Source organism: Candidatus Poribacteria bacterium, from assembly GCA_021295755.1.
GTDB lineage: Bacteria > Poribacteria > WGA-4E > WGA-4E > PCPOR2b > PCPOR2b.
In genome coordinates this window covers 1-7,568 of the sequence record JAGWBT010000185.1, presented here as the reverse complement: position 1 = coordinate 7,568, position 7,568 = coordinate 1, and the positions used below count along the sequence as shown (strand labels likewise).

4 protein-coding genes are annotated in these 7,568 nt (G+C 48.8%); 3 read left to right on the top strand and 1 reads right to left on the bottom strand.

All coding sequences use genetic code 11. The features are described from left to right. Window positions 1-195: 195 nt before the first annotated feature. The 3 genes from J4G02_20920 (at window position 196) to J4G02_20910 (ending at window position 5,520) form a co-directional block, all read left to right on the top strand. On the top strand, window positions 196-1,815 hold the full coding sequence (locus J4G02_20920; GenBank protein MCE2396986.1) for a glycosyltransferase family 39 protein: 1,620 nt from the start codon (window positions 196-198) through the stop codon (window positions 1,813-1,815). A gap of 135 nt (window positions 1,816-1,950) precedes the next feature. After that, entirely contained in the window at window positions 1,951-3,669 is a 1,719-nt protein-coding gene (polX, locus tag J4G02_20915) for a DNA polymerase/3'-5' exonuclease PolX (protein ID MCE2396985.1), read from the top strand. Between the two features lie 21 nt (window positions 3,670-3,690). Continuing rightward, window positions 3,691-5,520, top strand: coding sequence for a rhomboid family intramembrane serine protease (locus tag J4G02_20910; protein MCE2396984.1), 1,830 nt, complete (start codon window positions 3,691-3,693; stop codon window positions 5,518-5,520). A gap of 409 nt (window positions 5,521-5,929) precedes the next feature. On the opposite strand, the gene J4G02_20905 is transcribed toward J4G02_20910, so the two are convergent. Next, complete coding sequence (locus J4G02_20905; protein MCE2396983.1) at window positions 5,930-7,285, bottom strand: sigma-54-dependent Fis family transcriptional regulator; 1,356 nt, start codon at window positions 7,283-7,285, stop codon at window positions 5,930-5,932. Window positions 7,286-7,568: the final 283 nt, after the last annotated feature.

The following is a 7,568-nucleotide window of genomic DNA, read 5'->3' as shown; positions in this document are numbered from 1 at the left end:
GGCTTCCTGCCGGTCTATGTCGATGTCACGCAACCAGAGCGCTGGCGAGAGATCTTCAAGAAACTGGGCTTGCCGGCTATGTCGGATCAATCAGAGAATATTAAAGCCGAAATTTCTGATGAAATGTGGGCGAAGGTCCAACAGTGAGCTGCTGATAATTGGAAGTTGAGACGCCTGTGTACTCCCTGAAGAACGATGCGCTTTGCTCGGATTGATCTAGTTCTCATTCCTATCCTCACGATCGGTTTCGCACTCCGAATCGTTGGGCTTAGTGTCGGTTTGCCTGATCACCCCGATCCACGTGAACCGCTGATTGCACAGGACATTCTCAACCTTATCCATCTTGAATCCCCACCTCAGATCTATAATTGGCCCGGAACCGCTTGGTTCTACTTAGTTGCGTTGATCGGTGTGGTTTTAGAGACGTTTGGATTAGAACTGACAGTTGCTCAGGTCATCTGGTTAGGTCGCTTTATAAACGTTCTGCTGTCAACAGCGACTATCTGGTTGACATATCAGGTTGGGACTCAGTTTTACAGCCGTCCTATTGGCCTGATAGGTAGTGGATTGCTTGCCGTAGCAATGCTACATGCAACGAACGAGTCTCGCTTTGCACTGGTCGACATTCCCGCTACCTTCTGTGTAGCCCTGCTGCTCTGGTGCTGTGCAAAGACACAAGCTGTCACATTCCGTCGCGTTGTTTGGCTGAGTGTTATCGTAGGAATCGGCTTCGCCGTTAAGTTCACAACGATTTTCGCAGGCTTATCCGTCGTTGCCCTTCTGTTCTTACGAGCAGAGCATTTTCGGGCTTCGGATTTCTTCTTGAAATTGGCAACAATCGTCGGGGTTGTAGGAGCGGCGTTCACGATAGTCTGCCCATATTGGCTGGTTGATCTCTTTTCCGCGGAGTGGAACCTGTTCTTCGATGCCCTTCTCTATGAATCTTCGCACTATCAAAAAGGGCACTTTGGGCTGTTTGCAACCGGTGAAATCAACTGGTTCAATCGGTTTACCTATCTGTGGACGCTTCTGCGGTGGGGGCTGGGCACGCCGTTGACGTTGCTGGTAATCGTCGGGACCGTGTTGGCGATAATTCAACGGAAAGATGCGGATAAAATTCTCCTTGCCTTTGTGATACCCTATCTGTTATTCATCGGTTCGCACAAGCTAAAATTTGTCCGTCATCTGCTGTTGATCTATCCGGTGTTGACACTATTCGCGGCGGGCTGTATAGATGGGGTGAGCACCGCACTCTCCAGATGGAATTGGGATCGCCGAAATCCGATTCTAAAACAGTGGATAACCCTCATCTTCTCTGCCACCATTCTGGGCGGGGTGGGTGTGTATTCGTTGATTTACACCGCTGCCTTTGCCAACGTTGCGAGATCTGTCCCGACAACTGTCGAGGCAAAGGAGTGGATAGAATCGAATATCCCACCGGATAAGGCGATTGAACGTGAACCTGAAGTATTGTTTGATTGGGTTATGCCAAAATTGGGCAGAGAAGCCTATGGAGAAGGCGCAGAGTGGGTCGTTGTCTCAATGCCAAATGCAGAGGTTTTTCTAAACTACGCCGCAAATCCATCACACTATTCTGCAATCGATTGGTATCCGCTAGAATCGGTTGATACGGAAGCAACGGGAGAATTCTACGAGCGAGTTTTCGGGAAATCGGGTCGGTATACTCTCGTACAACGTTTTCAGCGTCAACCCCGTTTTCTCGGTATTCCGATCTCGGATCATGACGCGCCTTTTCCGATACGGGCGTTGACGCATCCGGAGATACGAGTTTATCGACTGCAGAAATTTCACTAATCAGCGACCCACATCGGATAGCCCCCTCTTATTCCCTACTAGTGCTAGAAGAATCAAACCTTTTGCACCTTCCTTCCCCGTGTGGTAGAATATTCCCGCGCACAACATAATACCCTGCAAAAAAGAGATTATAAAATGACAAACGACGAAATCGGTGAAGTGTTCAGGAATATCGGGAATCTGCTCCAAATCAAAGGCGACGACTCCTTTCGTGCCAGAATCTACGATCGAGCGGCGGAGACAATTGACGAACTCTCGGTGGATCTGCATAGATTGGCAGAGGAGGGAACGCTTCGCTCAATTCCGGGAATCGGCAAAGCGATTGAACAGAAAATTATCGAAATGCTGGAGACAGGACGGTGCCGCTTCCATGATAACCTGATCGATGAGATGGGACCCGATGTGCTAGACCTCATCGCCATTCGGGGGGTTGGCGTAAAAACAGCGGGACGATTTTATAATGAGCTGGGCGTAAAGGGCCTGAGCGATCTCCGAGCAGCAATTGATGCAGATCGGCTCACGCAGATGAAACGGATGGGTGCTAAGACAATTGCATCTATTGATGAGGGGTTGCGGTTTCTCGAAGCGCAGAGAAAGCTGCGCCCGCTCCGACAGATTTTACCGATTGCGGCTGCTGTCTTTGATGCACTTAAAAATTGTCCAGATATCAAGCGGCTGGACTTCACCGGAGATTTTCGCAGGCACGAGGAGATGTTACAAAGCCTTGAGCTAGTCGCGGAATGCGGCAGTGCACAAGCGATTGTTGAAGTGTTGTCCGAGGTAAAAGGTGTGGTATCACCAGCGATAGAAGATAATGTCTGCGTCGTTGCTTCTGTAGATAGGGGATTTCCGTTGCGGGTTTACTGTACCAGTGCAGCAGAATATGAAGCAACTTTAGTCGTAACAACGGGTGCGGACGCGCACCAGACTCAATTCAATCAAATCGCTTTATCTCAAGGTATTGAGCCAATAGGTGAACCGCTGCCCGATTGGTCAAAAAACAGGACGGAAGCCGATATTTATGGTCAACTTGGATTGCCGTTTATCGTTCCTGAACTACGAGATAACGCGGATTCGCTTGAGGCGGCATCCGCGGATAATCTACCAACCCTTATTGAGCAGAGCGATCTACGGTGTGATTTGCACATGCACACTGATTGGAGCGATGGACGGGGTACAATTCGGCAGATGGTAGAGACCGCGGCATCACTTGGGCATGAATACATCGCCATTACTGATCACTCCGAATCCTCACGGGTTGCCAACGGCTTAACGCCTGAACGGTTGTCGTCACAAATCCAACAGGTTCGGGAAATCAACACAGAAGTCGATGGGATGGAAGTGCTTGCAGGTTCAGAGGTCGATATCCGGAAAGACGGCAGCCTTGATTTCCCTGACGAACTCTTGGCGCAGCTTGACATTGTTATAGCAAGCGTCCATGAGGGGTTGTCAATGAGTGAATCGGAGATGACCGACCGCATTATTCGCGCAATCGAAAATCCGTATGTCACTATCATCGGACACCCAACAGGCCGCCTGCTAGGGCGACGTCCGGGATATGCAGTCAACCTTGAAGCAGTGATCGACGCAGCGGCAGCGCACGGTGTCGCATTAGAGATTAACGCTGCACCCAGCCGACTGGATCTTGAACCGAGTTCTGTACGGCAGGCGCGTGATCGCGGCGTCCTATTGTCGGTCAATACCGATGCGCATTCAATCCCTGACTTAGAGCGTGTTCTATTCGGGATCAACGTTGCCCGGCGCGGTTGGCTGGAGAAAACTGATGTTCTCAACACCTATTCGCTGGCAACGGTGAAAGAGATGATGGCTGGACGAGTGAGGGGTAGCGAATAATCCTCGCCTATCACAATAACGATGAAGATTCAAATTAGAAATCAAATCTTTGACATTGATGAGACAACGCTATATGACTGGATAAAGCTAGGGCGCGTACCGCGGGATGCTTTCGTATGGTCCGAAACGCTCACCGATGGCCAATGGCTGCCTGTCACCGAACTCCCGCCGGCTCGGAAACTGTGGGACCTTGACAACGATTCAGAACGTACAAACGTTGATCAATCAGATAACAGCAGCGCCGAGTTAAAATCAGGTCGAGGTTTTCTCAAGTACCCAAGAAGATTACCTGTGGTCGCCATTTTTCACCCACTCGAACTTCGGTTGATAGCGTCTGCCCAAGACTTGGGTCCCCTGATTCAGTTTGGGGCTTACTCTTATCACTTAATTGTAGAAGATGGGGAATACTGGCGCCTGTTAACAAGTACCTTTTTGCACGCCCATGCCTTGCACCTGCTCCTGAATATGGGCATACTGTTCCTCCTCGGCAGCTTGTTAGAAGGGGTGTACGGCAGAACCCGGTTTTTGTTTTTCTATCTGATTTCAGCTATCGTAAGTAGTGTTGCCAGTTTGCCTTTTGTTCAAAATGCCCTTGGGGTTGGGGCATCGGGTGCCGTATTCGGGTTGATTGGCGTTGCTGTCGCTTTGGGCATCCGTTACAAGGATCGGCTTCCAAGAAGGCTGGGACGGATTCTCGGCTTACGACTGCTCCCATATATTGCGATTGACATTCTTCTTGGATTCTTTATTTTCCCCCATTTCAACTATAACGTCAACAACGCCGCTCACCTCGGCGGACTGTTCGCAGGGTTTGTTGGCGGGCTAGTCCTTACGCCAGAGATTTTTAGCTATCGTGGACGTGAAAAAAGGATTGTGGCAGGATTGACAGCGGTGCTTGTGGCTTTGACAATCGCAAGCGGTGTTATGCCGGTCCTACATGCCGTCACCGATTCAAGGGAAACGGCTGAACGTCAGGTTGATAGGGTGTCCCCCGCTGACTTAACCGATTATATCAAGAGTCACGAGCAGATAATCCTAACACGCCCTTATGATCCCAATGCCTACGCGATTCTTGAAAACCTTTATATCGAAGCATTACAAACTTTTCCGGATGACGCGTCTTGGACACACAAACTTAAACAGTTCTACGAAAAAGCGCTCCAAGCGGATCCAGACAACCCTGTTTGGAACAATAATCTGTTATGGGTTTACCAAGCAACAGCTTTCGAGGGTCCAGATGAGAAAACGGACCTGACAGACTATATCGAACTGTGTGAAACGGTTGCAGATAAACGGGGTTACAATCAGCCCCTGTATCAAAACTTGGAATATTTTTACACGCGTGCCAAGGGGCTTGCCCCTCAAGAAGGGAGATTTTGGGATCGTAAGTTGGAAGTTTTTTATCAAGGAGCCATCAAAAAAGACCCTGAAAATGGAACATGGAATAATAACTTGGCATGGCTCTACGTCGAGCAGCAGACCAACCCGCAAAAGGCAGTTGAACTTGCGCTGAACGCGGTGAAACAAGCCCCGACGGAAAAAAACTTTCTAGATACCCTTGGCTGGGCATATTATCGGAATGGGCAGTATCGGAAAGCACTTCGTGCTTTTGAGCAAGTTGTTGCAAGCCCCATAGCAACTGAGGAGGACTTCAAGGCTCAGGAAAGCGGGTGGAAAGGTATTACGGAACTAGTTCAAGCCGAGAAGTCTCCGCAAGCGTTGCGAAACTTCACTCCGGTGTTCTTGAAATTTTATGAACGGTTGTCTCACCTATTTCCAGAGAATTCTGCGAATCGGGCAAAACTTGATGCGGTCTTCGATCTCTTTCAGCAAAGGGTTTACGGACGATAGCATTTCACAGCAGAGGCATTTGGCCCTTTTGATAGTAGGTCGAGGTTCATTTATCGACACAAAACTATCGTTTTTGGGAAATCGACCTACGGGTTATTAGGTTCTGTTGACATTTAACAAATGGAACGGAGATCTTCGTTCCTTACGAAATATACGCGCTTCTACGTTCCGCTTCGTAGGGAACAACGATCGTTGTTCCCTACCAACCATTGTCTTTTTTTATAAATATATCGTCCTGCTGGCTATGGGTCGGGCAAGATGCCCGACCTACGGAGAGGGGATGTTGTTAGGTTTCACGGTTTCCCGTTCAACCCACCCTACGTGCTGCCAAATGTCAACACGCCCTAGCAACTTGCGTGAATCTATGGTTCAACACAGCAGGTTGTAGAGAATGAGCAGGAAGGGGGTTTTATGTGTCATGCTCGACAGCTGCTTCGTAGTCCTTCAGTTTATACTGTAAGGAACGCAGGCTAATCCCCAAAATCTCGGCTGTTCGGGTGCGGTTCCCCTCCATTCTGTCAAGGGTTTTGAGGATTAATTCCTTTTCCATCTCCTTCATTGTAAGGCCGACGGGTACATTTTCGGCTTCACGTTGGCGGGTGGATTGAATCTCTTCCGGGAGATGTTTTGGGAGAATTACATCGCCTTCTGCGAAGAGGGCCGCTCGCAGAATGGAGTATTCCAGTTCTCGTACGTTGCCGGGCCAATCGTATTGCATAAAAAGTTCCCTCGCCTTTTGGCTGATCAGCCGCGTAGGTTGATTGTGGGCTTTACTGTGTTTTTGCAGGAAATACTCTGCCAATATCAAGATATCCTTCTGACGGGCTCGTAATGGGGGCAGATGGATTGGAATCATATTCAAACGGTAGTAGAGGTCCTGACGAAATGTTCCTGCTTCAATTGCTTGCCGCAAGTCTTGATTAGTCGCCGCAATGATTCGCACATCAACACGGATTACTTTTGTCCCACCCAGCCGTTCAATTTCTCCTTCCTGTAGGGTGCGCAACAGCTTGGATTGCAACTCAATCGACATATCTGCAATTTCATCCAGAAACAACGTGCTGCCGTGAGCGCGCTCAAATTTCCCAATCTTCTGGTAAGTTGCGCCAGTAAAAGCCCCACGCTCATGCCCGAATAGTTCGCTCTCCAGCAGATGATCCGGAATAGCGGCACAATTGACGACCACCATCTCCTTTTCTCTGCGCGAACTATTTTGGCGAAGTGCACGAGCAACTAACTCCTTCCCTGTACCGCTCTCCCCTTGGACTAACACCGTCGAGTCTGTATCCGCAATCTTTTCGATAATCTTTAAGACTTCGAGGATGGCAGGGCTTTCCCCCACGATTTCCTCATAGTTGTGGATGAGTTCGTCCCTTGTACTGTGCTCGATGGTGCGTTGGTGTTCTAACGCTTGGTCAACCTTTTGTGTAATATGCTCTGGTTGAAAGGGTTTTTCTAAGAAATCGTATGCGCCTTGCTTCGTCGCTTCGACAGCGCGCTGGATTGTGCCGTGTGCTGTCAACATGACCACAAGTATACCGGGGTACTTTTGGTGGATGTGTGTAAGCGTTTCGATTCCATCCAAGCGCGGCATCTGGATATCCAAGAGCACTAGGTCCGGCAGATCCTGATCGATTAACTCAAGGGCATCACACCCATCGGTAGCAGTTATCACCTGATAGCCCTCCATTTCGAGCCGATCCTGTAAGATCAGGATGGTGTCAGGTTCATCATCAATGATAAGGATTTTCTCTTGCTCGTTCATCTGGAATACCGTCTCACGCTGGAGTAATAGTATTTTAACTTAAGTGAGCTCACGATTGAATGGGTGATACTGGCGATTAACACCCGCGTTTAATATAAAAAAAAGGCAGCACATTGGCTGCCTTTAAGAATGTATCAAAACTTCTATGGTATATTTTAGAATTACTTAGACACTTCCAATGCACAGGCAACCCCCTAAATCCCCCTTATCAGGGGGACTTTTGGAAACTTCGCGAAGGCGGGAGTTATTGGTAAATGTCTACTTATTTATCTAATTCACCATA